Here is a 20389-nt window from a genome sequence, read left to right on the forward strand (position 1 = left end):
CGTGCAAACCCCCTCTCCCTCTGGGAGAGGGCTGGGGTGAGGGTCAGGCCTTCGGGAACCTACCGGGTCCCCACGGCGGCATGGCCGTCGTGGTTCGTGTGGTCCTGATTGGGACCATTGCCGCCGCGCAACCCATCCTGCCCATAGGACTGGAGGAAGGGCCGCTGCCCATCGCTGGCGAAGGCGTACGGGTGGCCCCAGGGGTCCGAGGGCTCGGCGGGGAGGTACTTGGGCACGAGGAAGGACAAGTCCCCCTCGTCGGGGATGGAGCCGTGGTCGGCGCGGTAGGCCTCGAGCGCCGCGAGGATGCGAGCGAAGTCGGCGTGAACCTGGGCAGCGCCCGGATCATGCTTGCCGCGCAGGCCGAGCCACACGGAGAGGCCGAGGGCCACGAAGGCGATCGGCAGGAAGATGACCATCGGATGAATGCGGCGGCGCGGCGTCGTCACGGTGGGGGCTTACCACAGAGCACGCGCGAGCGAAGCACCCGGGCAGGCGTCCGAGGCGCTACGCCCCCACGGCCTGGGCCGCGCTCTGCGCCTTGGGCTCGGGCACGGGGAAGGCCTCCCAACCGGCGGGCCACTGCACGCGCTCGTAGGTGAAGCGGTGCGTATCATCCGCGGGCCAGGGCGCGTCCACCGGCTCCACCAGCAGGTCGAAGACACCGTGGTCGAAGGGCCGGCCCGGTCCCGGCTTGCCCGGAACGACGCGCTCGCGCAGGCCGCGCCCGGCCAGTTCCAGCGTGCGGTAATGACAGAACGGATTGTTGCCGCGCTTGTCGAAGAGCACGTGCGCCTGCTGGCTGCACCCGCCCCGGCACGCGGCGGCGTACTTGCAGCTCCCGCAGTACCCCCACATGTGGGCCGTGCCCGCCTCCGTGCCCGCGTCCACGTTGAAGGTCAGCTCGCGCGTCTCGAGGATATCGGCCAGCGGCTGCTTGCGGATGTTGCCGCCCACGTACTCGGACGGCAGCGTGGGGCAGCCCTTGATGCCGCCATCGGCATGAATGCCCAGCACGGACAGGCCGGCCTTGCAGCCCGCCCACACCTTGCCCGCGCTCGCGAAGAGCAGGTCGTCGTACGGGCCGTAGTAACCAATGTCGTTGGCGGGCACCAACGCCACGCGCGACTCCTCTTGGGACCGCCGCGCGATGCGCGCGAGCATCCGGTAGAAGTCCGGCAGCTCCGCTGGCTGCAGCAGCATCCACGCGTTGTCCGCGCCGTTGCCCATGGGCGTGGTGAGCTGCACCTGCCACGCGCGGATGCCGGCGTCCCTCAGACGCTCGTAGAGGGCGGGCAGCTCGGGGGCGGACAGGCGGTTGATCTGCGTGTTGGCGCTGAAGGGCAGGCCCACCTCGCGGAAGTGGCCCAGCGTCTGGAAGCAGAAGAAGAAGGAGCGGGGCTTGCCGCGGATGCGGTCGTGCGTGGCCTCCAGGCCGTCCACCGACACGGAGACATGGGCGATGCCCGCGTCCTTCATCTTGCGCGCCGTCTCGCGCGACAGGCCATAACCGCCCGTCGTCATCGTGCAGCGCATACCGGCGTCCGTGATGGCCCTGGCGATCTCCAGCCAGTCCGGACGCAGGAAGGCTTCTCCCCCTTCGATGGTGACTTCCTGGATGCCCACGTCGGCCAGCTGGCGGACCAGGTCGAGCGCCTCCTGGGGGGAGAGCTCATCGTTGCGCTTGTCCCCCGCCCGGGAGCCGCAGTGTCCACAGGCGAGGTTGCACTTCAGGGTGAGCTCCCACACGGCATAGGCCGTGCGGGGCTGGACGACCGGAGGTGGCATGGGCGGGGGGGCGCGAACGGTGAGGAGAGACTACGGCTGCCGGACGATGACGGGATCCAGCTCCAGCACCGGAGGCGGGAGGCCGTACTTGGCGCTGCCGCCGCGCACGCTCTCGAGGGAGCCCTCGTCCAGCTCGAGGACCTCACGGGCCTTCTCGTTCTGACGCTCGATGACCTTGCTGCGGGGGAACTTCTTCTCGACCTTCGTCATGACAGTCCCTTCCGACCGAGTAGTGGGCCTTCTAGGGTGAATGAAGGACGCACTGTCTGTCAACGCGCCAACCCAGAAATACGCGAAGGCCTCGCGGGCTCCCACCGGCACGCGGGTGCACCTACCAGAGGGCGCGGAAGAGTGGCACCGGGTGGGGCTTGCCCTTGAGGCGCACGGGGGGCAGCTCGTCGAAGTTCGACTCGTGGCCGGCCAGCAGTTCCACGGTGCGCTCGCCGACGAGGATTTCCCCCGGCCCGGCCAGGGCGCACAGCCGCGCGGCCACGTTCACCGAGTCGCCGATGCAGGTGTATTCGGTGCGCATGGCGCCGCCGATGTTGCCGGCCACGGCCATGCCCGAGTTGATGCCGATGCCCAGCTCCAACGTGAGGGGACGGCCCTGGCGGGTGGTGGCCCACTCGGCCTCGGCGCGCTGGCGCAGCTCGACCATGAAGGCCATCATCATCTTCGCGGACTGGAGGGCGCGCAGCGCATCGTCCTCGCGGAACACCGGCGCGCCGAAGACGGCCATGAGCCCATCGCCCAGGAACTTGTCCAACGTCCCGCCGCAGGTGAGCACCGCGTCGGACAGCCCGCCCAGCACCTGATTCAAGACACCGACGGTCTGCTCGGGAGGCAGACTGTCCGCGAGCCCGGTGAAGTTGCGGATGTCGGCGAAGAGGATGGTGACCTCGCGCTTCTCGCCGGTGAGCACCACCGAGTCGGGGCTCTTGAGGATCTCCTCGACGACGGCGTCGGAGGTGTAGCGGGCGAAGAGCTTGCGCATCCGCTCGGTCTCGCCGGTGCGGCGCATGACGCTTTCGATGCGCGCGGCGAGCTCGTCCATGGAGGCGGACTTGTTGACGTAGTCATCCGCACCCGCGCGCAGGCCCTTCACGCGCTCGGCGTCGTTGTCGTTGGCGGTGAGGATGATGACGGGCATGGCCCGGCTGGGGCCTTCCTTGATGCGGCGGCACAGCTCCATGCCGTCGATGCCGGGCATGTCCAGGTCGCTCAGGACGATGGCGGGCTGCACCTTGCCCACCTGCTCGAGGGCCTCGTACGGGTCCTGGAAGCAGATGACCTCGTAGCCGAGCGACACGAGCCCATCCTGGACGAAGGCCGTGGCCAGGGGGCTGTCGTCGACGACCATGACGCGGTGATGGCCGCCCTCCTGGGGCTGGGTGGTGCGGGCGGGAGGCTCCTGGCGGCCGGTGACGCGGTTCTGGAGGCCGAGCCCCTCGTAGAGCTGCTTGTAGGTGCAGTACCCGTTCTCGACGACGATTTCGCCCAGCTTGCGGCCGGTGCGGCGCTGGAGGGCGAGCGCCTCGTCGAGCTGGGCGACGGTGAGGTACTTGAGGCCCACGAGCAGCTCGCCGAGGGGGGGCTGGACGGGGGTGAAACCCTGGGGGGCGTTGTGGAGGCCGAGCGCCTCGCCCAGGGCATCTTGAATCTGCTCGCGGGTGACGTAGCCCAGGGAGATGAGGGCCTCGCCGAGCCGCTGACCATTGAGGGACTGGAGGGCGAGGGCCTCTTCGATTTGATTGGGCGTGACGATGCCGAGCTTGAGCAGGAGCTCGCCGAAGAGAGGGCTGTCAGCGCGAACCGCGGAGCGGTTGCTGCCATCGGCACGGGTCAAACGGTCATCCACCATCGAAAAGGGTGATTCAGGGGTCCAGCGTACCGCAGCCTTCGGGGTCGAGACACATCGCGTCCAAACTCCCCCGGCGGGGCGCCAGGCAGCCAGAAACCTACCTGATTTCAGGGGTTTGTACCCGTGTATGCCCCCTCGCCCTCCGGGAGAGGGCTGGGGTGAGGGTATCAGTCCCCCGGGTTCTCCCCTGGAGACCCACCCACGAATCCGTCCTACTCCCGAGGCAACTCCACGGTGAAGGTGGACCCCTCGCCGGGAGTGCTGCACACCAGGATATGCCCCCCGTGTGACTCGACGATCTCCCGGCAGATCCACAACCCCAGCCCGAGCCCATTGAACTGCTGACCATTCACGGCGCGCTCGAATCGCTCGAAGATGCGGGCCTGGTCCTCGGGGGCAATCCCAATCCCGTGGTCCTTCACCACGAGCCGGGCCCGGCCATCCAACCCGGACTCGACGCGCACCTCCACGGGCTGACCGCGCCCGTACTTGGCGGCGTTGGACAGCAGATTGCCCACCACCTGCTCCAGCCGCACCCGATCCCAGCGGCCTGGCACGGGGACATCGGCCACCAACTTCACCTCGCTGCCGGTGCGGGCGAGGGCCTCGGACATGCGGCCCGCGGTGTCGCGTGTCAGCGCCGCCAGGTCCACCTCCTCGCGCTCCAGCTTCAGGCGCCCGGCGGTGATGCGTCCCGCGTCCAGCAGCTCGTCTATCAAAGCGCCCAGCCGCTCGCTGGTGCGCTCGGCCTTCTCCACGCGCTGGGCCAATCCCGGAGTGGTGGCCACCTCGCGAGCCGTGCGCGCCAGCATTTGAATCTGCAGCCGCAGCGCGCTCAGCGGCGTCTTCAGCTCGTGCCCCGCCACGGAGAGGAAGTCATCGCGCAGGCGCACGGCCTCGGTGGCGGCGCCGTACAGCCGCGCGTCCTCGATGGCCAGGGCGGCGCGCTCGCCGAGGCTCTGCAGCAACATCTGGTCCTCCTCGCCGAAGGGCCGGCCGCCGGCCACGTCGCGCACCACGCCCAGGCTGCCGAACACGCGCCCCTTCACCGTCAGCGGCACCACCAGCAGGCTCTGCGGGCCGTAGCGGTCCAGGTAGGGCAGGTACTCGGGCAGTCCGCCCGAGGCCCGCGCCTCCTCCACGTCGATGTCCGGCAGCAGCACCGCGTGCCCGTTGGAGACGGCGCCACCGTGGAGGCCCTCGCCCAGCTTCTGCCGCCGCGCGTGCACCGTGCCGGCCAGCAGCCAGCGAGCCTCCGGCTCCGGGTGGTGGATGGTGACGGGTTCCAGGAAGGCCCCGTCCTCGGCCATGAGCTGAAGCACACAACCATCCCCCATCACCTCGGACACCTTGCGGGCAATCACATCCAACACCGCGGGCAGGTCCAGGCCGGCCTCGGCCAACAACTTGTCCACATCCACGAGGCTGCGCAGGCGCGCGGCGTTGCGGCGGGACTCGGCCTCGGCGGAGCGGGCCTTGCGCAGCAGGCGGGCGTTGTCGATGGCCATGCCCGTGCGAGCGGCCAGGTCCTCGGCCAGCGAGCGATCCGCGTCGGCGAAGGGAGGGCTCTCGGGCCCGCGCACGAAGGACATGGCGCCCAGGGTGCGCTGGCGAGCCACCAGCGGCACGATGAGGAACGAGCCGCCCACGGCCCGCTCTCCAGGACGAGCCTCCACCTCGCGCGTGAAGGGGGGCACCAGCCCGGTGACGAGTTGCGAGCGCCCGGTGCGCACCACCTCGGTGATGGCCGAGGGCCGGACGCGCTCCGGGGAGTAGCTTTCAATCTTGTCATGCATCAGCGAGCGCTCGGGGCGCACGTGCTGCACGGTGAGCCGCCGCAGGGCGCCGTGGTCGTCGAGGAAGTCCACCGCGCACCAGTCCGAGAAGCCGCCCACGGCGAGCCGTGCCACGCTGGCCACCGTGGACTCCCACTCCAGGGAGCCGGACAGCAGCACGCCCGCGTCGGCGAGCAGTTGCAGCCGCTGCCCGGCGGCCTCGGCCTGGAGACGGGCCGTGCGCTCGTTCTCGTAGAGGCGGGCGCGCTCCATGGCCTGGGCGCACTGGCGGGCCAGCCCCATCATCAGGGTGCGCTCCAGCTCGGTGAAGTGCCGCGCCTGGGCGAAGCCGAAGGTCAGCAGCCCCAGGCCGCGCTGCTCCACGCGCAGGGGCAGGAAGGCGAAGGCCTGGCAGGGCTGGCGCGACATGTACGCCACGAAGGCGGGGTAACGGGCCCGCGCGTCCTCCAGGGACTCCAGCCACACCGGCATGCCCCGCGCCGCGGCGTCGAAGCCGGGCATCTCCAGCATCTCCCTCGGCATGGAGCGCACCGGGGCGAGCGCCTTCTCGTCCGCGCCCACCGCCGCCACCAGCTCCACCGCGCTCCCATCCGCCGAGGCCTGGTGCACCGTGCCGCCCAGCGCGCCCACGGCGGGCACGCCCAGCTCCAGCACCGCCCGGCCCACGTCCTCACGGGTGAGGGCGCGGCCGAAGGCCTCCGTCACCGCCTGGAAGCTGATGAGGCGCAGCAGCTCGGCCTGCTCGGCCTCGGCGCGGGCCTGCAACGCCGAGGTGCGCGCGGACTCCACCCACCGGCCGCGCTCGATGGCCAGCCCGGCCAGCTGCGCGTAGAGGGTGAAGCGCCGCAGCTCCTCCGGCGAGAAGCCCCGCGGCTCCGGCGAGGGCCCCAGCAGCACGCCCACGGTGCCACCGCCCGCGGTCCGCACCGGCAGGGCCAGCAGCGACGCCGCCCCCAGCCCATCCATCACCCCGGAGAGCCCCGGCGCCAGCCCCCGCTCCGTCTGGTGGAACAACCAGGGCACGGGCTCCGGAGGCGGGGCGTCCAGCAGGCGGCGTCCACACGCGGCCAGCGCCTCGGGGCATAACCCGGCGGTGGCCTGCGCCAGCAGCCGTCCGTCCACATCCAGCCAGGCGACGGCGGCGCGCTCCAGCCCCACCGAGGACGCGGCGCAGCGCACCACCTCCTGCAGCACGGCCATGGCCGACGGCGCCGAGGCGAGTTGCTCCAGCGCGCGCGACATGCGCTCCACCGCCGCGACGAAATTGCTTCCGGGCACCTGCATGCCCCACCCCCCAGGCCCGGGCGACACCTGCACCGAGCGTGAGGTGGAAGTTTTCCACGGGTACCAGACCGCTGCCCACCACCCCCCGGCCCGAGCGTTCGATTCAGGATAGTCAGAACTTCCTGTTTTACCCGGATGTCCGACGGCACACGGGACGCGCCGTCACTCGAAGACCCGGAGGAAGGCGAAGAGGATCTCCAGGACGATGAGCAGGACGATGGTGAGCTCCAGGGTGAGGCTGCGGTCGGTGTCCACCTCGCCCTTGAGCAGGCCATACGTCTGGGCCAGCAGTTGCTGCTTGCGCGTCACCGAGGCCTGCCACGCCGGAATGCGCATGCGCTTGACGGAGGCCTCGTACACCTTGGCCAGGTAGAAATCGCCGATGATTTTGAGGCTGTTCTCCACGCGCTCGATGAACTCGTTGAGGTCCACCAGGGTGGAGAGCGTCTCGCGGGCCAGGGCGCGGTAGGGGCTGCGGAGCAGGCCGAGGAAGCCATGGCGTTTGGCCTGCACCTCGTCGTGGATGCGGCCGATGTGCGCGTCGAGCAGGAAGTCGTAGTAGCGGAACTCGAGCAACTGGGCGTTGGCCACCTCCAGCAGGTCCGGAATGTCGCTGGAGCCGGAGGGCTCGTAGACGAAGGCGCTGTTCCAGTCGATGACGGCCAGGTCGTCCACGGTGTAGCTGAAGCGCGACTGGGTGACGGCCTCGCGCTCGCGGGGGGACAGCGGCTTGTCGTTCACCTCGCCGAGCAGCACCCGGGCGAGGTCCGCGCGTGCCATGAGCTCCTCGGCGGTGGGGTTGCCTTGAATCCGCTCGACGAAGAGGACGGTGTAGCTCTCGTTCTGGTCCCACAGGTGCGGCCCCTGCACGGCGGGGGCAATCATCTTGCGCACGGACTCGATGAGCTCCACGGCGAGCTCCTCGAGGGCCACGCTGTCATAGAGCTCATCGGCGAGCGAGATGAGGGGCTCGAGCGTGGTGTCCGGAGAGACGGGAACGCGCAGGATGATGGAGGCGGCGCCATGGTCGAAGAGGCGCGCCGTGACGTCCACGGTGACGGGCCCGTCGCGCAGGGCGAGCGCGCGCCGGCCCAGCTCGAAGGCCAGGGGCGGATTGGGCAGCTGGAGATACTGGCTGTTCTCCCGGCCGAGCTTCAGGCGGCGGGCATCCGAGGAGATGACCCGGCGGGCCTGCTCGAGGTTGATCTCCTCCGCGATATCAAAGGTGCGGTAGCAGAGGACGTGGGCCTTCTCGAAGACGAGGGGAGCGGCGGCCATAAGGGCCGTACCTTAACCGCTCATTCCGCCCAGAGGAGGCGCAACGGCAGCTCCAGGGCGTGGAAAGGTTCGGCACGGACGGTGGCGAGCCCCGAGTGCAGGGCAGTGAGCGCATAGCGGGAGCCGTCGAGCTGGAGCACCTCCAGGGTGCGCACCTCGGGGTCCACCAGCCACACGTGGCGGATGCCCTCGCGGGCGTAGAGGGGCAGCAGGTGGGCGCGCTCGTCGGGGTGGGAGAGCACCTCGCAGACCCAGTCCGGAACGAGCGCGATGCCCGCGGTGCCGCGAGCCATGCGCGGCAGGCGCTCGCGCCGCCAGCCGATGAGGTCCGGGGAGAGGAGGCTCTGACCGAGGTGGATTTCCAATCCGGAGAGCAGCAGCCAGCCGCCAGCGGTGCTCCGGCCGGCGCCGTAGGTGGCGATGAGCTCGGCGCCGAGCTGGGAGGCGGCATAGGCATGCAGCGTGGCCGAGCGGGCGCTGACGGGGCGCGTGGCCAACGAGAGCCCCTTGCGGCGCAGGGGAAGGGGCTCGACGTCGGAGAGGAAGGCGGTGCTCAACATGGCGGTCATGAGGAATGCCATGTTGCCGATGGGTCTGACATCCTCCCGCCGTCGTACAGCTAATTCATTTTTTTCTCAATTCCCGGTTTCTCTCCTTAATTCCCTGTTTCTTGGTTGTTGAGAGCGTCGGTGAAGTCGAGCTGGGAGACGAGGCTGCCGGTGAGGCGCTGGGCGCAGTCGGGAGCGGGGCTGGGGTGGAGGGCGCACTGGCGGCGGGAGATGGCCTCGGGAGCGGAGGCGGCGCGCTCGAGGCGCTCCAGGTAGGGCTTCCAGTCATCCTGGGCGAGCTGGCGCATGGGGAGGTCGGACTCCTCGACGTGGGCGGGGGCGCGGGCGGCGGCGGCCTGGGCCTTGGAGCGGTAGGACTGGAGGGTGTCACGCGCCTTGCGGGCGGACTCGGAGAAGCCCTGGAGGGCCTGTTGAATGGCATTCCAATCCTTGCGAGCCCAAGCGTCCGCGTAGAAGCCGCGCCAGGCGAACTGGCGCTGGAGACACTGGCTCTCGGTGAAGCCATAGCCGGTGCCCATGGAGCGCTCACCGGAGGCGAGGTCCACCCAGTTGGCCTCCTCGACGGCGGCGCAGGCATCGGCCATCCAGCGGTTGTAGTCGGCCTGCAAGGACATCCATTCCTTGAAGGCGGGAGGCTTGGACTTCTTGAGGGGGACGATGACCTTGTCGAGCGCCTTGTTCATGGCCTTCTTGAGGCACTCGGCGCGCTGCTGCTCCATGAACTTCATCTCGACGTTGGAGTCAGGCGTCTGCTTTGGAAGAGGACAGGCCTTACGGGCCCAGGCGTCGGCGGGACTGGGATTGGCCGCGAGGACGATGGCGAGGATCGGTGCGAGCATGCGAGCCGCTCTAGCACGGGGGAGGAGGGGACCCAATGCACCCTCCTCCCGCGGTGGACGGCTCAGTCTTCTGGCGTACGTGGCGGAAAGACGATCGGCTTGCCCGGGCCGGGCGCATCATCGGGAAGATTGCCGATGTGGCCCGGAGTGGGGATGGGCCGGTCTCCGGCCTGACGCTTGGAATGGCCCTCGTCGTCCTCGGGAAGCGCGGGTTCGCGCTTCGGCCTGTCATGCTCGCCCATGGTGGCTCCTCCTTTTCCTGCTCAAGCTAGGAATGGGAGCCGCCCGGGGCAGCCGCGCGGGACGCCCTACCTGCCCGCCGGGGGAGCGAGCTCGGTGCGCACGTCCCAGAGCTCGGGGAAGAAGCGCAGGTCCAACGCCTTGCGCAGGAAGCCCACGCCCGAGGAGCCGCCGGTGCCCTGCTTGAAACCGATGACTCGCATCACCGTCATCATGTGCCGGTAACGCCAGAGCTGGAAACGCTCCTCCACGTCCACCAGCTTCTCGCACATCTCGTACGCATCCCAGTGCTTCTCGGGCGCCTCGTAGATGTGGCGGAACACCTCCATCACCGCCGCGCTCTTCTCATACGGCTCACGCCAGTCGCGCTCCACCCGGTCCGCCGGCACGGCGTGGCCCTGGCGCGCCAGGTGACGCAGGAACTCGTCATACACACTGGGCGATTGCAGGATGAGCTCGAGCTGCGCGTGCACGCCCGGCATGTGCCGGAAGGGCCCCAGCGCGTTCTCGTCCTTGTGGCCGAGCAGGAACTCCAGCGCGCGGTACTGGTGGCTCTGGAAGCCCGAGGCCTGCCCCAGCGCGCCGCGGAACTCGAGGTACTCATTGGGCGTGAGCGTCTCCAGCACGCTCCACTGCTCGAAGAGCATCCGCTGGATGTGGCCCACCCGGGAAAAGATTTTGAACGAAGGCTCCAGGTGGTCCGCCTGGATGTAACGGATGACCGCCATCAGCTCGTGGACGAGCAGCTTCATCCACAGCTCGCTCGTCTGATGCTGGATGATGAAGAGCAACTCATCATGATGGGGCGGCTGCGAGCGGGGCACCTGCGCGGACAACAGACGGTCCAGCTGCAGGTAATCGCCGTACGTGGTCCGTCCGGCCAGGTCGGTGAAGATTCCGGGTTCCAGCTCGCGCTTGTTCATGATGCCCAACAATGGCGGGCCCGCCACGGGCCCGCAAGAACCGGACCCCCTCCAGGGAGAAAGGAGAGGGTCCGATTCGACTCCAGCCCTGCGGGAGTGCGGCTCAGCCCGCGTTCTTGGCCTCGGCGAGCGCCTTGGCGGCGGCGCGGCCACGCGGCAGCTTGATGTCCTCGACGCTGTTGGGCTCGGCGTAGTCCACCCAGTTGTTCGGGCGGCGGTTGGTCTTCTCCAGCATGCGCAGCTTCTGGTAGTGCGCGGCGCAGTAACCCTTGGTGCGGCTGGGCTTGCCGCAGCCCTTGATGGCGCACTCGCGGGCGCCACCCTCGGAGGACGGCTTGCGGCCGCGCTTCTTGCCACCGGACGCCGCGACGGGAGCCGGAGCGGCGCGAGCCGGACGGCCCGGACCGCGGCGGGCCGGAGCCGCACCACCACCGCGGCTGCCACCGCTCACGCCAAACAGGGGGCCCACCGCGCCCGCCAGGGGAGCCAGCTGCTCCGCCACCGTGCGGAGACGGTCGAGATCCGCCGTGCCCGCCTCCAGACGCGACACCAGGTCGCGCAGCGGCTTGAGCTGCGCCTCGATCTCGTTACGCACCATCTCCCGGAAAGCCTTATCGACCGACATGCTCGTGTATCCTCTCTCGATGGCCGTCTCGGCGGACGAGCCGGCCCATCAGGGGGTTGTGTTCAAGGGCCTGTTCTATTCAACAGCCGCCCAGACATAACGCCACCAATACACGAGTTGTCACTCAAAAATAAATAAAGATTGCGTCTGACGTGAAGATTGTAGTCAGCAACCCCTCCCACACTGAAAATACGTTCAGCGTCAAATCAGACAGGAATCGGTCTGATCCAACGCCCGGAACACGGACTGGGAGCGCCGCATTTCCATCCACAATTCCTCGCGTGTGGCCGCTACACCCCGGACGAGGTCCGACTGTTCCCGTGCATCGAGCGCCTCGGCGAAACGGGGAAAGAGTTGGAGCTCCAGCGAGCGGACATGGGCCAGTGCCGCGTCCTCCAGGGCCATCAACCGCACCTGCCACTCGAGGCTGCCCCGGGGAAACCACTCCAGCTCGGCCATCAGCTCATGCATCGCCAGGAGGACCTCGGCCTCCTGGAGGGCCCTCGCCTGTCCTTCCACCCTCACCACCAGGGGTTGCAGGTGACGCTCCGTGAGCCGCACATGCAGCCAGAGCTCCTCGAGCATCTCCTCCACCCGCCCTGGCGGTGGAAGCCCATCCTCACCCGGTGCCAGCGCCTCGAAGCACGCCAGCAGTTCCCTCTGCTTCCCTGACAACATCTCGAAAGGCCCCATGGCCCCACAACCATCGCCACCCCACCGGAGGCGGACAACCACCGGGCCCGGAGGACGCCCGCTCCCCGGGCCCTCCCGCCTTCCTGACAGGTGTTGAACCCCCGTGGCGGTTGCCTGGTTTTTCCAGCGTCCGAACAATGAATGGCGGGCAGGCAGGCGGGCGGAGGCCCTCTGTCATCCGGGCGGAGCATCTCCATCTTCCCACCCCGTGGATGCAACCCTGAACTCCGTGCGCCGGGCTGTCTTCCGCTTCGCCGAGACTGGCGCGGCGCTCTCCGCCCTCTACCACCGCGCCCGCCTGCTGGGCGCCGAGCACCTGCCCGCCCGCGGCCCCGTCCTGCTCGTGGGCAATCACGGCCTCTGGGGTTACGAAACGCCTGCCTTCTTTCATTTGATACATCGCGCTACAGGCCGCTACCCCTTGGGACTGGCCGAGCGAGGCTTCTTCAAAATCCCCCTGGTGAGAACCGTCCTGCCCTGGTTGGGAGGCGTTGAGGGCACCCGGGACAATGCCCTTGCCTCATTGAGACAGGGACACCTCGTCGTCTGTTATCCAGGCGGCGCGTGGGAGACATTCAAGAAGCCCCGCCACCATTACACGCTGCGGTGGGAGGGAACGGTGGGCTTCGTACGGCTGGCCGCCCGCGCGGGCGTCCCCATCGTCCCCTTCGCCGGCTTCGGCGTGGACGGCACCTTCCTCTGTCCCGATGACGAGCGTTGGTGCGTTCCACTCGCACCCGGTGAGAAATACCGGGTGCCATTGGGGGTCGGCCTGGGACCGCTCCCACTGCCCGTGAAAATGACTTTCGCCGTGGGTCCCGCCCTGGAGCCGCCCCCGGCGGATGCACCCGAGCCCCGGTTGAAACACTTTCGTGACCGGATCGCCTCGGTGGTGCACCACCTCCTCATCCGAGCCTGCCATGCGTGAAGCCATCCTTCCCGCCCCGCCGCGACTCGTCCCCGAGCCGGAGGAGATTCAACAGGGCTATGAATTGGCCTTCGAGCAGCGTCCGGTGCGCGGTCACCCGGTGCGGCTCTTCTCCTTCCCCGGAGGCAGCCTCGACGAGTCCCGCACCGTGCTGTGTCTGCCCGGACTGGGAGCCTCGGGACGCTCGTTCGCGCCCATGCGGCCCCTGGCCGCCGAGCGGCGGCTCCTCCTGTGGACCCCGACGCTGCAGACGCCCCTGACACACACGCCGCTGCAGTGGAACCTCGCCGCCTTGAATCACCCGGACGCGCGGCTCCCCGAGCGCTTCGCCCTGGTGGGCTCGTCCTTCGGCAGCCTCATCTCCATCGCCTATGCGCTGGCCCACCCCGAGCGCATCAAGGCGCTGGTGCTGGTCTCACCGGTGGCCAGCGTGCAACGCGTGCGGCGCTGGGCCCTGGCCCTGTCCACGCTGGTGCGCATGCCCAAACCCTTCGCCTACGTCTTCGCCCCCACCGTGGCGCGGGTGCTGGGCGGCCGTCACCTGCCCCCCGAGGGCCGGGCCGAAATCGTCCGCGAGGCACGCCGCCTCTCGCCCCTGGAGTTGCTGCGGCGGCTGGAGGACATCCTCGCCGCGGACTACCTGGATGAACTCGAGCACCTGCGCGTGCCCACCCTCATCCTCCACGGCGCCCGGGATTTGCTCGTGCCTCTCTCGTACGCCCGGGACGTGGCCGCGCGCATCCCCGGCTCGCGCCTGGAGGTCATCCGCGAGGCCAGCCACCTGCCGTACATGAGCCACACCGGCGCCTTCAACGCCTTCGTCGGCGGCTTCCTCGCCCAACACGATTCGTAGGACACCGATAGGACACCCATGGACCAGGCCACCCAGCTGTCCCGCGCCGCACTCATGTTCCTCTCGCGCCGCGAGGGATTGAAGGATGTCGCCACCGAAGTCCCCGCCCTGCGCCGCATCGCCCGCCGCTTCATCGCCGGTGAAACCCTGGAGGAGGCCGTCTCCGCCGTGAAGGAGCTCAACGCGCGCGGGCTCACCGTCTCCTTCGACCACCTCAACGAGGCGGTGCGCAACGCGGACGAGACGCTCGACGAGGTGCGCGAGTACCAGCGGTTGCTGGCGCGCATCGACCAGCTGGGCGTACGGGGCAACGTGTCGCTGAAGCTGACCCAGTGCGGGCTGCTCTTCGACCCGGAGCTGGCGCTGCGCAACGCGCGCGAGGTGGTGGCCGACGCGAAGCGGCGCGGCTCGTTCGTCCGCGTGGACATGGAGCAGGGCGAGGTGACGCAGGCCACGCTGGACGTGGTGCGCGCGCTGCACCGGGAGTTCGGCGAGCCGCACGTGGGCGCGGTGCTGCAGAGCTACCTCTACCGCACCGAGGCCGATGCCCGCGCCCTGTGCGCCGAGCGCATCCGCATCCGCCTGTGCAAGGGCGCCTACCTGGAGGGGCCCGGCATCGCCTTCCAGGACAAGAAGGACGTGGATGAGAACTTCCTGCGCGTCATGCGCATCCTGCTCGACAGCGGGCTGTACCACGGCATCGCCACGCACGATGAGCGCATGATTCAGGAGACGCTGGCGTATGCCCGGAAGAAGGGGCTGGAGCGCGGCGCCTTCGAGTTCCAGATGCTCTATGGCATCCGGAGGGACCTGCAGGAGCGGCTGGTGGCCGAGGGCCACCCGGTGCGCGTCTACGTGCCCTACGGCAAGTACTGGTACCCGTACTTCATGCGCCGGCTCGCCGAGCGCCCCGCCAACGTCTGGTTCGTGATGAAGAACCTGGTGAAGGGTTAGCGCTCCACCCGCTGCCGCCGGGTGAGCCGGAGGGCCGCGTCCTGCACCGTGTGGACGAGCGCCCAGAAGGCGGCCACTCCCGCCTGCGCGTAGAGCATCCACCCCGGCACGCCGACGGCGGCCAACTTGTGGATGAGTTCCAGGGCGTCTCCCAGCTCCTCGTTGGCCACGCGCGCGCTGGACCACCGGCCCCACAGCCCGAGGAAGCCCTCCACCCGCCGCACCACCGGGTGCTCCGGGCACACGGGGTCCACCCAGAGGACGTCCTCCTGCCCGGTCTCCGGGGGCTCGAGCGGGCGCTCCGGCGCCTTCCGGGAGAGGTCCGCGGCCAGGACGGGCCGGTGCGAGTCCGTGAGCCCGTCCTCCACGTCCCCTTCCATCCCAAAGGCGCTCAGCAGGGGGAACGCCTGCCGGGGATCATGCGGGTGCTGGACGTTCATGACGTTCATCTCAGAATGCCTCCACCGTCTGCAGCAGGCTGAGCAGGGCCGTACGCTGCTCCCTCGCCACCTTCCGCCCTTCTCCCGTCAACTCGTAATACCGCCTCGGACGTCCGCCTCTTTCGGGCAGGGGGTCTCCATCGAAGCTGCGCAACAACCCCTCCCTCTCCAGCGCCTTGAGCGCCGGGTACACCGACCCCTCGTTCAGGTGGATCTTCCCGTTCGTCCTCTCCCGGACCCTCTCGATGATCTCCAGCCCGAAGCCCCTTCCGCCGATCAGCGACATCAAGATGGCGGTCCGGGCTGAAATCGGAGTGTCCATGGAGCCGGAGATTAACGGGGAATCCCCGGGTTGCAACCTGAAGGATTGAGGTTGCACGTTCGTGACCGGAACCGGTCAGACCGGCAGGGACACGGACCCGAAGGAGGGCTCCTGGGGGAGCCCCCGCCGCTCCCGCTTGCGCGGCACCGGCGTCCAGCGGGCCGGGAGGAGCTTCTCGGTGAGGACCGAGCGGCGGGACAGCGAGAGCCCATCCTCGCAGCCCTCGTCCAGCTGCGCACCGTCGACCTGGAAGTACCCCAGTGTGAGCTCCATCATCTCTCCCCCGTCCTGATCCCAGGACTCCATGGCCGGCATGGTATCCTCAATCTTTGAGGATTGCAATGTTCCACCCTTGCTGTCCTTCATGCGGCACCCCCCTTCTGGCACAGCCCCCTGACGTGGCCTTCCGGCCGACGGACGCCTTCACTGCGTCCCTCCCACCGGAGAGACGGGGACCTGCCCATTGCCTGGCGAGAATGCGGCCAGGGACGACTGAAGACCTGACAACCTGACGAAGCCGGATGTTCCCGGCGCGAGGCTTGCCGCCCCCCGCGGATGGCGATACGTGTGGATTCCCCCCATGCGGCGCGCCCTGTCCATCCTGATCGCACTCGCCCTCGTCCTGCTGTTGGGCGCGACGGCCGCATGCGCGGCGGAGGACGCCTCCTGCGAGGACTGCTGCGAGAGCACCATGCCGTGCCCCGCCACCTGCCTGGCTTGCCCCTGTGGCCGCATGGTGTCCCCCCTGCCCGTGGAAGCCCCCTCGCTGCCACCGGCCTGGCTGCAACACGTGCCCGATGGATGGACGGAACCCCTTCCTCCGTCCCTCCGGCCGCACGCGCGTGACGTATTCCAGCCTCCCCGTGGCTGAAATTCAACTTCCCCTTTCTTCTTTTATTTCCGGGTTCGGGTTTCCGGGGGGTTAGCGCCCGGGAACCTGGGGGATTCCAATCCCTTACCCTGTCTCGGATTCCGTTCGACCCATTCCTTTCCGCCGGGGCCCGAAGCCCTCGCGGAGGAGATGCTCATGCGCCTGATGAAGACCCTGTGCGTCCTGGGTGGCCTCGCCGCCACCGGATGCGCCACCACCCCCTCCGCCCACGGCAACCTCAGCTCGCTGAGCGTCGCCTCCTCCCAGGACGCCGCCTTCTGCGAGCACCGCGTTCCCCAGGAGAACTGCACCCGCTGCCACCCCGAGCTCGCCCCCCGCTTCCAGGCCGCGAAGGACTGGTGCGGCGAGCACGGCGTCCCCGAGTCCCAGTGCTTCACCTGCCACCCGGACCTGTCCTTCGAGCCGCTGCCGGTGCTCGCCCCCGGCGCGGACCTGGTGAAGCTCTCCCACGAGGGCGAGGACGTGCCCGAGCTCGCCGCCCACGCCGTGCCCGGCAAGGTCACCGTCTTCGACTTCTACGCCGACTGGTGCCCGCCCTGCCGCAAGGTGGATGCCCACATGTTCCCCCTGCTCAACACGCGCCAGGACATCGCCTACCGCAAGCTCAACGTCGTCTCGTGGGACTCGCCGCTGGCGAAGCGCCACCTCGGGCAGGTGGAGAACCTCCCGTACCTCGTCGTGTATGGGAAGGACGGGAAGCTCGTGCGCGCCGTGAAGGGGTTCGACCCCGCCGCGCTGGATGCCGCCCTGGCCGAGGCGGGTGCGAGATGAGATGGGTGCCCATCGCCGTGGGCCTGTTGGGGCTCGCCATTCCCAACCGCGCCGCCGCCTGCGCGGGTTGAAGCAATCCCAACCTCCCGGTCGGGAGGAATTCCCTGTACACCCTGCGCGCCGGAGAGACCGGCGTCTTCCTGTCCACCCTGGCCACGTCCGTCCGTGTGGTGCATCCGTCCGAGTGCCCGGATATCGGCCCCATCTGCCAGCTGCGGGATGAGCCGCCCCAGCTCCATGACCAGTACTTCACCATCGCCGAGCTGCGCGCCACGCTGGAGCATGCAATCACCGATGCGCTGGGCGTGGAAGTGCAACTGCCCCTGCGGCTGAGTGCCACCACCGTGCGCTTCACCACGCTCGATGGCACGCCCCTGACGCTCGACTACGAGAACATCCACCACCGCGACGAGACGCTGTTCGGCATCGGAGACCCGTGGGTCACGGGGCGCTATGCGTGGCGGCTCGGCGGCGTGGGCGTGGCGGCTCGTCTGGGGGTGACCGTGCCCCTGGGCGGGACGGTGGAGAATCCGTTCGCCCTCGGCGCCCAGGGACTGCCCCATCAGCACGTGCAATTCGGCACCGGCACCGTGCAGCCGTTGCTCGGCCTGGAGGCCTCGCACTCCTGGGGAACCTGGGGCACCCGGCTCTGGGGCCAGGCGCAGTTGTCCCTCGTGGAGAACCGGTTCGGATATCAGAGTGGCAATCGCTTCGCCGCCGGTGTCTCCGCCGAGGGTCCTGTCATCGGCGCCCTGCGCTTCATGGCGAGCGCCGATGTCGTCAACGAGCAGCCCGAGCGCTGGGATGGGCTCGTCCAGCAGGATGGCAACCTCGGCCGCACCGATGTGCTCGTCGGCGCGGGCCTCGCGTACCCGATGGGGGCCGTGCGGCTCGGGCTGAATCTCCGCGTGCCCGTGTACCAGTACATCATCGGGCACCATGGACAGCTCACCTATCCGGGCATCCTTCAGCTGACCGCGGGCTCCACCTTCGGTGGCTCGAATTGAGCACGGTGATGGAGACCCTCACCCTTTCCCTCTCCCAGAGGGAGAGGGTGGGGGGCACGGTGTGTCGCCGCGATGCCGTGTGTGTCTGGCTCGTCAGCCTTGATGGGCGTCGTGGCCGAGCTCCTTCGCCGACTCCTCCACCGGGTCCGGCCGCTTGTCCCGCATCGTCACGAACTCCTCGGCCGCCGTCGGGTGGATGCCCACCGTCGCGTCCAACTGCTTCTTCGTCACCCCGCACTTCAGCGCCACCGACATCCCCTGGATGATTTCGGGCGCGTCCGCTCCCACCATGTGGAAGCCCAATACCTTCCCGCTCTCGCGCTCGACGATGACCTTCATCATCGTCCGCTCGTCCCTCCCGCTCAGCGTGTGCTTCATCGGCCGGAAGTTGGACACGTACACGTCCACCTTGCCGTAACGCTCACGCGCCTCGAGCTCCGTACACCCCACCGTCCCCACCGGCGGCTGGCTGAACACCGCCGACGCCACCCCCGTGTGGTCCATCTTCGTCGGGTTGTCGTGGAAGAGCGTCTCCGCCATCGCCCGGCCCTCGGAGATCGCCACAGGCGTGAGGTTGAGGCGGTCCGTCACGTCACCCACCGCGTAGATGCTCTCCACGCTCGTGCGAGACCACTCGTCCACCTCCACCGCGCCCCGCGCGTCCAGCCGCACGCCCACCTCCTCCAGCCCCAGCCCCTTCGTGTTCGGCACCCGCCCCGTCGCGTACAGCACCGCGTCCACCTCGAGCGTGTCCCCCATCCGCGTCAGCAGGCTCAACGTCCCGTCCGCCCGCTTCTCGATGTCCCGGACGAAGGTTTCCGGCCGGATGTCGATGCCCTTCTTGCGCATCTCCTGCGTGAGCATCGCCCGGATGTCGTCATCGAAGCCGCGCAGCACGGTGTCGCCCCGGATGAGCATCATCACCTTCGAGCCCAGCGCGTTGAAGATGCCCGCGAACTCCACCCCGATGTAGCCCCCGCCCACGATGGCCAGCCGCCGCGGCACCTCGTCCAGCCCCAGCGCTCCGTCCGAGGTGATGGCGTGCTCGATGCCCGTCACCTCGGGGAGGAAGGGATGGGAACCCGTGGCCACCAGGATGCGCTCGGCCGTGTACCGCTGACCATTCACTTCCACCGTGTGCCCATCCACCACCCGGCCCCGGCCCTCGATGAGCTGAACCCCCGAGTCCTTCAGCAGCCGCCGGTAGACCCCGTCGAGCCGCTCCAGTTCCTTGTCCTTCGCCGCCTGGAGCTTCTTCCAGTCGAAGCCGGGCTCCGAGAGCGACCAGCCGTAGCCGGCGGCGTCCTCGAACTCCGAGTGGAAGTGGGCGCCGTAGACGAGCAGCTTCTTGGGGACACAACCGCGGTGCACACAAGTGCCGCCGATGCGGTTGTCCTCGCAGATGGCCACGCGAGCGCCGTACGAGCCCGCTCTGCGGCTCGCCGCCACCCCGCCCGAGCCCGCGCCAATCGTGAACAAGTCGAAGTCGTACTGGGGCATCGCGTGTCTCCTATTTCGCCCAATTTCCCCTCTCCCCTCGGGAGAGGGACGGGGTGAGGGTGCCCGTCACCGTCTTCCAGTCCGTGAACGTGGGCAGCGTGGTCCCGATATGCTCCCACGGGAATCGAATGACACGGTGTGCATTCGCGCATCCGGACAGAAGCCAACGTTCTGTACGGGGTGAACCCGAGGCCTCCGATACCCTCACCCCGTCCCTCTCCCGGCGGGAGAGGGGATGGATGCACATCTCACGCGAGTGGACTCGGAGGTGACCGTGAGCGAGCAGGCGGACAGGCGTATTCTCCGAGGTCTCGGCGCGGGTGTGCTCGGGACCCTCGCCCTCACCGCCTCGGAGCCCCTCCGCGACGCCCTGCTCGGACGTCCGCCGCCCTACTCGGTGCACCACATCGCCAGACGAGCGGCTCGCGCATGGTTCGGCGTCCGGCTGCGTCCCCGGGAGGCTCGACGATGGGGACTCGTCATGCGTTGGCTTTACGGACCCACGCTCGGGGTGCTCGGCAGGTGGCTCCGGCCCATGCTCCCGGGCCCCGCGCCCCTCCACGGCCTCGTGCTCGGTGGAGGCGTGTGGCTCTTCGAGTGGCTCTCCTTTCCGCGCCTGCGCGTCACTCCGCACCCGCACACCTGGTCCCCCGCCGAGCGCCAGTGGCTCGCCGTCCAATGCCTGCTCTTCGGGCTCGTCACAGCGTCCGTGCGCCCACGCGGGCAGGCGGAAGGGCTCGCGAGTGCACGCCCGCCCTCCGAGACAGGACTCCCGGTTGCACCCGGTGCCCCACTCTCCCCACCTTGAACCCGTCAACGTTTCAAA

The 20389-nt window shown here is 69.0% G+C and carries 23 protein-coding genes; 7 read left to right on the top strand and 16 right to left on the bottom strand.

Features of this window, described 5'->3' with window-relative positions:
- Positions 1–59: 59 nt before the first annotated feature.
- The 12 genes from BO221_RS35250 to BO221_RS54215 all read right to left on the bottom strand — a co-directional run bounded on the left by BO221_RS35250 (position 60) and on the right by BO221_RS54215 (position 11896).
- Positions 60–449: a type II secretion system protein GspG gene (locus BO221_RS35250; RefSeq protein ID WP_233166392.1), complete on the bottom strand. Its 390-nt coding sequence runs from the start codon at positions 447–449 to the stop codon at positions 60–62.
- Between the two features lie 58 nt (positions 450–507).
- Positions 508–1788: a radical SAM protein gene (locus BO221_RS35255; protein ID WP_073565259.1), complete on the bottom strand. Its 1281-nt coding sequence runs from the start codon at positions 1786–1788 to the stop codon at positions 508–510.
- A 30-nt stretch (positions 1789–1818) separates the two neighbouring features.
- Positions 1819–1998, bottom strand: a complete 180-nt coding sequence (locus tag BO221_RS35260) for a hypothetical protein (protein WP_073565260.1) — start codon at positions 1996–1998, stop codon at positions 1819–1821.
- Between the two features lie 121 nt (positions 1999–2119).
- Positions 2120–3649 (bottom strand): adenylate/guanylate cyclase domain-containing protein, encoded by a 1530-nt coding sequence (locus BO221_RS35265; protein WP_073565261.1) that lies wholly within the window; start codon positions 3647–3649, stop codon positions 2120–2122.
- Between the two features lie 212 nt (positions 3650–3861).
- A complete protein-coding gene (locus BO221_RS35270; RefSeq protein WP_198956251.1) occupies positions 3862–6729 on the bottom strand; it encodes a GAF domain-containing protein in 2868 nt (955 codons plus the stop codon).
- A 162-nt stretch (positions 6730–6891) separates the two neighbouring features.
- Positions 6892–8007, bottom strand: coding sequence for a hypothetical protein (locus tag BO221_RS35275; protein ID WP_073565262.1), 1116 nt, complete (start codon positions 8005–8007; stop codon positions 6892–6894).
- A gap of 20 nt (positions 8008–8027) precedes the next feature.
- The gene (locus BO221_RS35280; protein WP_073565514.1) at positions 8028–8576 is read right to left on the bottom strand and encodes a Uma2 family endonuclease; all 549 of its coding nucleotides are present in this window, start codon (positions 8574–8576) and stop codon (positions 8028–8030) included.
- An 86-nt stretch (positions 8577–8662) separates the two neighbouring features.
- Positions 8663–9415 (bottom strand): hypothetical protein, encoded by a 753-nt coding sequence (locus tag BO221_RS35285; protein ID WP_073565263.1) that lies wholly within the window; start codon positions 9413–9415, stop codon positions 8663–8665.
- A 62-nt stretch (positions 9416–9477) separates the two neighbouring features.
- Complete coding sequence (locus tag BO221_RS35290; RefSeq protein ID WP_073565264.1) at positions 9478–9657, bottom strand: hypothetical protein; 180 nt, start codon at positions 9655–9657, stop codon at positions 9478–9480.
- 66 nt (positions 9658–9723) lie between these two features.
- A complete protein-coding gene (locus tag BO221_RS35295; protein WP_073565515.1) occupies positions 9724–10590 on the bottom strand; it encodes a tryptophan 2,3-dioxygenase in 867 nt (288 codons plus the stop codon).
- 91 nt (positions 10591–10681) lie between these two features.
- Positions 10682–11203 carry a cell wall protein gene (locus BO221_RS35300; protein WP_073565265.1) on the bottom strand — a complete coding sequence of 174 codons (522 nt, stop codon included), beginning with the start codon at positions 11201–11203 and terminating at the stop codon, positions 10682–10684.
- Positions 11204–11404: 201 nt separating this feature from the next.
- Positions 11405–11896, bottom strand: coding sequence for a hypothetical protein (locus BO221_RS54215; RefSeq protein WP_073565266.1), 492 nt, complete (start codon positions 11894–11896; stop codon positions 11405–11407).
- A 229-nt stretch (positions 11897–12125) separates the two neighbouring features.
- Here BO221_RS54215 and BO221_RS35310 point away from each other — a divergent pair, with 229 nt between their 5' ends.
- Genes BO221_RS35310 through BO221_RS35320 form a run of 3 tightly spaced genes read left to right on the top strand, consistent with a single transcriptional unit; the run spans position 12126 to position 14631 of the window.
- Entirely contained in the window at positions 12126–12824 is a 699-nt protein-coding gene (locus tag BO221_RS35310; RefSeq protein WP_233166394.1) for a lysophospholipid acyltransferase family protein, read from the top strand.
- Entirely contained in the window at positions 12817–13677 is an 861-nt protein-coding gene (locus BO221_RS35315; RefSeq protein WP_073565268.1) for an alpha/beta fold hydrolase, read from the top strand. Before BO221_RS35310 ends, BO221_RS35315 begins: the two co-directional genes overlap by 8 nt.
- An 18-nt stretch (positions 13678–13695) precedes the next feature.
- Positions 13696–14631, top strand: a complete 936-nt coding sequence (locus BO221_RS35320) for a proline dehydrogenase family protein (protein WP_073565269.1) — start codon at positions 13696–13698, stop codon at positions 14629–14631.
- Here BO221_RS35320 and BO221_RS35325 read toward each other — a convergent pair.
- The 3 genes from BO221_RS35325 to BO221_RS35335 all read right to left on the bottom strand — a co-directional run bounded on the left by BO221_RS35325 (position 14628) and on the right by BO221_RS35335 (position 15708).
- Complete coding sequence (locus BO221_RS35325; protein ID WP_073565270.1) at positions 14628–15080, bottom strand: hypothetical protein; 453 nt, start codon at positions 15078–15080, stop codon at positions 14628–14630. The genes BO221_RS35320 and BO221_RS35325 overlap by 4 nt on opposite strands.
- A gap of 1 nt (position 15081) precedes the next feature.
- Entirely contained in the window at positions 15082–15357 is a 276-nt protein-coding gene (locus BO221_RS35330) for a PadR family transcriptional regulator (RefSeq protein WP_233166415.1), read from the bottom strand.
- A 111-nt stretch (positions 15358–15468) separates the two neighbouring features.
- A complete protein-coding gene (locus tag BO221_RS35335) occupies positions 15469–15708 on the bottom strand; it encodes a hypothetical protein (protein WP_073565272.1) in 240 nt (79 codons plus the stop codon).
- A gap of 265 nt (positions 15709–15973) precedes the next feature.
- On the opposite strand from BO221_RS35335, the gene BO221_RS35340 reads away from it, so the two are divergent.
- The 3 genes from BO221_RS35340 to BO221_RS35350 all read left to right on the top strand — a co-directional run bounded on the left by BO221_RS35340 (position 15974) and on the right by BO221_RS35350 (position 18063).
- Complete coding sequence (locus BO221_RS35340) at positions 15974–16264, top strand: hypothetical protein (RefSeq protein ID WP_073565273.1); 291 nt, start codon at positions 15974–15976, stop codon at positions 16262–16264.
- Positions 16265–16420: 156 nt separating this feature from the next.
- Complete coding sequence (locus BO221_RS35345) at positions 16421–17056, top strand: thioredoxin family protein (RefSeq protein ID WP_073565274.1); 636 nt, start codon at positions 16421–16423, stop codon at positions 17054–17056.
- Between the two features lie 170 nt (positions 17057–17226).
- Entirely contained in the window at positions 17227–18063 is an 837-nt protein-coding gene (locus BO221_RS35350) for a hypothetical protein (RefSeq protein WP_143195873.1), read from the top strand.
- Between the two features lie 93 nt (positions 18064–18156).
- Here BO221_RS35350 and gor read toward each other — a convergent pair whose 3' ends face one another.
- On the bottom strand, positions 18157–19563 hold the full coding sequence (gene gor / locus BO221_RS35355; RefSeq protein WP_073565276.1) for a glutathione-disulfide reductase: 1407 nt from the start codon (positions 19561–19563) through the stop codon (positions 18157–18159).
- Positions 19564–19798: 235 nt separating this feature from the next.
- On the opposite strand from gor, the gene BO221_RS35360 reads away from it, so the two are divergent.
- Positions 19799–20371, top strand: coding sequence for a hypothetical protein (locus tag BO221_RS35360; protein WP_073565277.1), 573 nt, complete (start codon positions 19799–19801; stop codon positions 20369–20371).
- Positions 20372–20389: the final 18 nt, after the last annotated feature.

This window comes from Archangium sp. Cb G35 (assembly GCF_001896145.1).
Taxonomy (GTDB): Bacteria; Myxococcota; Myxococcia; order Myxococcales; family Myxococcaceae; genus Archangium; species Archangium violaceum.

Bases quoted from the DNA above. Each gene is read 5' to 3' on its own strand.
- BO221_RS35255 (WP_073565259.1), bottom strand. From the start codon at position 1,788: ATGCCACCTCCGGTCGTCCAGCCCCGCACGGCCTATGCCGTGTGGGAG.
- BO221_RS35260 (WP_073565260.1), bottom strand. From the start codon at position 1,998: ATGACGAAGGTCGAGAAGAAGTTCCCCCGCAGCAAGGTCATCGAGCGT.
- BO221_RS35265 (WP_073565261.1), bottom strand. From the start codon at position 3,649: ATGGTGGATGACCGTTTGACCCGTGCCGATGGCAGCAACCGCTCCGCG.
- BO221_RS35270 (WP_198956251.1), bottom strand. From the start codon at position 6,729: ATGCAGGTGCCCGGAAGCAATTTCGTCGCGGCGGTGGAGCGCATGTCG.
- BO221_RS35275 (WP_073565262.1), bottom strand. From the start codon at position 8,007: ATGGCCGCCGCTCCCCTCGTCTTCGAGAAGGCCCACGTCCTCTGCTAC.
- BO221_RS35280 (WP_073565514.1), bottom strand. From the start codon at position 8,576: ATGACCGCCATGTTGAGCACCGCCTTCCTCTCCGACGTCGAGCCCCTT.
- BO221_RS35285 (WP_073565263.1), bottom strand. From the start codon at position 9,415: ATGCTCGCACCGATCCTCGCCATCGTCCTCGCGGCCAATCCCAGTCCC.
- BO221_RS35290 (WP_073565264.1), bottom strand. From the start codon at position 9,657: ATGGGCGAGCATGACAGGCCGAAGCGCGAACCCGCGCTTCCCGAGGAC.
- BO221_RS35300 (WP_073565265.1), bottom strand. From the start codon at position 11,203: ATGTCGGTCGATAAGGCTTTCCGGGAGATGGTGCGTAACGAGATCGAG.
- BO221_RS54215 (WP_073565266.1), bottom strand. From the start codon at position 11,896: ATGGGGCCTTTCGAGATGTTGTCAGGGAAGCAGAGGGAACTGCTGGCG.
- BO221_RS35315 (WP_073565268.1), top strand. From the start codon at position 12,817: ATGCGTGAAGCCATCCTTCCCGCCCCGCCGCGACTCGTCCCCGAGCCG.
- BO221_RS35320 (WP_073565269.1), top strand. From the start codon at position 13,696: ATGGACCAGGCCACCCAGCTGTCCCGCGCCGCACTCATGTTCCTCTCG.
- BO221_RS35325 (WP_073565270.1), bottom strand. From the start codon at position 15,080: ATGAACGTCATGAACGTCCAGCACCCGCATGATCCCCGGCAGGCGTTC.
- BO221_RS35330 (WP_233166415.1), bottom strand. From the start codon at position 15,357: ATGTCGCTGATCGGCGGAAGGGGCTTCGGGCTGGAGATCATCGAGAGG.
- BO221_RS35335 (WP_073565272.1), bottom strand. From the start codon at position 15,708: ATGCCGGCCATGGAGTCCTGGGATCAGGACGGGGGAGAGATGATGGAG.
- BO221_RS35340 (WP_073565273.1), top strand. From the start codon at position 15,974: ATGCGGCGCGCCCTGTCCATCCTGATCGCACTCGCCCTCGTCCTGCTG.
- BO221_RS35345 (WP_073565274.1), top strand. From the start codon at position 16,421: ATGCGCCTGATGAAGACCCTGTGCGTCCTGGGTGGCCTCGCCGCCACC.
- gor (WP_073565276.1), bottom strand. From the start codon at position 19,563: ATGCCCCAGTACGACTTCGACTTGTTCACGATTGGCGCGGGCTCGGGC.
- BO221_RS35360 (WP_073565277.1), top strand. From the start codon at position 19,799: ATGGATGCACATCTCACGCGAGTGGACTCGGAGGTGACCGTGAGCGAG.